At 71.9% G+C, this 2,398-nt stretch carries 3 protein-coding genes; 2 read left to right on the top strand and 1 reads right to left on the bottom strand.

What is annotated here, in order from left to right; all coding sequences use genetic code 11:
• On the top strand, window positions 1–420 hold a 420-nt coding region (locus tag CVO76_RS06820), incomplete at its 5' end, for an NAD(P)H-dependent glycerol-3-phosphate dehydrogenase (protein WP_347876231.1).
• A complete protein-coding gene (locus CVO76_RS06815) occupies window positions 417–1,568 on the top strand; it encodes a D-alanine--D-alanine ligase family protein (protein ID WP_208741396.1) in 1,152 nt (383 codons plus the stop codon). The genes CVO76_RS06820 and CVO76_RS06815, both read left to right, overlap by 4 nt.
• A 55-nt stretch (window positions 1,569–1,623) precedes the next feature.
• On the opposite strand, the gene CVO76_RS06810 is transcribed toward CVO76_RS06815, so the two are convergent.
• On the bottom strand, window positions 1,624–2,398 hold a 775-nt coding region (locus tag CVO76_RS06810), incomplete at its 5' end, for a YeiH family protein (RefSeq protein WP_208741394.1).

The following is a 2,398-nucleotide window of genomic DNA, read 5'->3' as shown; positions in this document are numbered from 1 at the left end:
GTGGGGATCTGCGAGGGTCGCCGCATGGGCGACAACACCAAGGCCTCCGTGATTACGCGCGGACTCGCCGAGACCACGCGCCTGGCCGTGGCGCTGGGCGGCAAGCCCGAGACGATGGCAGGCCTCGCGGGCATGGGCGACCTCATCGCCACCTGTTCCTCGGCGCTCTCGCGCAACCACACCGCCGGGCACCTGCTGGGCCAGGGACTGACCCTCGAGCAGGTGACGGTGCGGATGAACCAGACGGCGGAGGGCATCAAGTCGGCCCAGGCCGTGCTCGACCTGGCCACCCAGCTCGGCGTCGACATGCCCATCACCGGCAGCGTGGTGGCCGTCCTCCAGGGGCACCTGTCCGTCAACGACCTCGGGCCACGCCTGCTGGCCCGCAACCTCAAGCCGGAAGGCGATTCCGCACCGTGACCACCGTGACCACCGAGACCCCCGCCTCCTCCCGCAAGCCGCGCGTTCTCGTCCTGTTCGGCGGACGGTCGAGCGAGCACGCCGTGAGCTGCGTGACCGCCGCCGGTGTGCTGGAGGCCATCGACCGCACGCGCTACGACGTGGTGCCGGTGGGCATCGCCAAGTCGGGGCAGTGGTCCCTCGTCTCCGCCGACCCGTCCACGTGGTCGCTGCGCTCCGACGTCCTGCCCGAGGTTCCCACCACAGGGCACGCCGTGGTGATGGGAACGGCGGCCGACGGCAGCGCGGGCCAGGAACTGCTGGTCGCCGCCCCCGGGGCGGTGCCGCGCAGCATGGGCGGTGTCGACGTCGTGCTTCCCCTCCTGCACGGTCCGTTCGGCGAGGACGGCACGCTGCAGGGCATGCTGGAGATGGCCGACATGCGGTACGTCGGTGCCGGCGTGCTGGCGTCCGCGGTCGGGATGGACAAGCACTACATGAAGGTCGTCTTCTCGGCGGCCGGCCTCGAGGTCGGCCCGTACGAGGTGGTGACGGACCGCCAGTGGCGCACCGACGCCGAAGCCGCCCTCCAGCGCGCCGCCGCCCTCGGCTTCCCGGTGTTCGTCAAGCCGGCCAGGGCAGGGTCCTCCATGGGCATCAGCCGGGTCGAAGGGATCGGCGACCTCCGCGCCGCCATCGAGGCCGCGCGGGTCTTCGATCCCAAGGTCGTCATCGAGGCCGGCATCGAGGGACGGGAGATCGAGGTGGCCGTCCTGCAGGGCCGCGGCCTCGACGCACCGCGCACATCCCTTCCGGGCGAGATCGCGATGCAGCCCGGCGACCACGCCTGGTACGACTTCGAAGCGAAGTACGTCGACGGCGCCGCCGCGGAGCTGTCCTGCCCCGCGGACCTCCCGCCCGAGGTGATCGACCGCGTGCGGCGGCTCGCAGGCGAAGCCTTCGACGCGATCGGCGGCGAGGGTCTGTCCCGCGTGGACTTCTTCTACACGCCCGACGGCCGCCTGGTCATCAACGAGATCAACACCATGCCCGGGTTCACGCCGATCAGCATGTACCCGCAGATGTGGGCGAAATCCGGACTCGGCTATACGGAACTCATCGACGAACTGATCGGCCTGGCCCTCGACCGCGGTACCGGACTGCGCTGACGGTGGGCCATCCGGGTCCCTGAAGGGATGCCCGAGCGGCATCCGGACGAAGTGCCTAGGCCAGCGCCAGGACGCCGAGGAGCGAGACGCCCGCCAGGAACAGCGTCGACACCGCCCCCACAGCTGCGAAGCGCCCGCCCGTGCGGAGCAGGCGCCGGACGTCGATGCCGGCCCCGAGACCGAACATCCCGGCAGCCAGCAGGATCGTGGTCAGCGTGCGTCCCGCATCGAGGACCGGTCCGGGCAGGACGCCGAGCGACCGCACGAGGACCATGGCGAGGAACCCGACGACGAACAGTGGCACGAGGGGTGTGCCCGGACGCAGGGAGAGCCGCCCGTCGTCGGTCCCCTCGGTCCCGGCCGCCGCGGCCGCGGTCGCCCGCCGTCGTTCGCCGATGCTCGCCACCGCCGCGACCGGTGCCAGCATCAGGACCCGGCCGAGCTTGACCACCGTCGCCGCTGCGAGCGCGGTGGCCCCGGCGGTGCTGGCCACGGCCACCACCTGCGCCACCTCGTGGACGGCGAGCCCCGACCAGATCCCGAACTCCGTCGCATCGAGGCCGAGGACCGCGTTGAGCAGCGGCAGGACGAGGATCATGAGGGACCCGTAGAGCGTGACCATCGCGACGGCGGAGGCCACCTCGTCGTCGTCGGCGTCCACGATGCCCTGCATGCCCGCGACGGCGGACGCGCCGCAGATCGAGAAGCCTGCTGCCATGAGCAGCGCGCCCGCGCGGCTGAGGCCGAGCCGTCGGCCCACCCACTGTGTGGTGTAGAAGCTGCCGGCGACGCACGCGACGATCAGCAGGATGACCTGGGGGCCCAGGGCC

It is taken from the genome of Arthrobacter agilis, assembly GCF_002953615.1.
GTDB lineage: Bacteria > Actinomycetota > Actinomycetes > Actinomycetales > Micrococcaceae > Arthrobacter_D > Arthrobacter_D agilis_B.
Note: the sequence above shows the minus strand (reverse complement) of the source record. Positions and strands in the feature narration are given on the sequence as shown.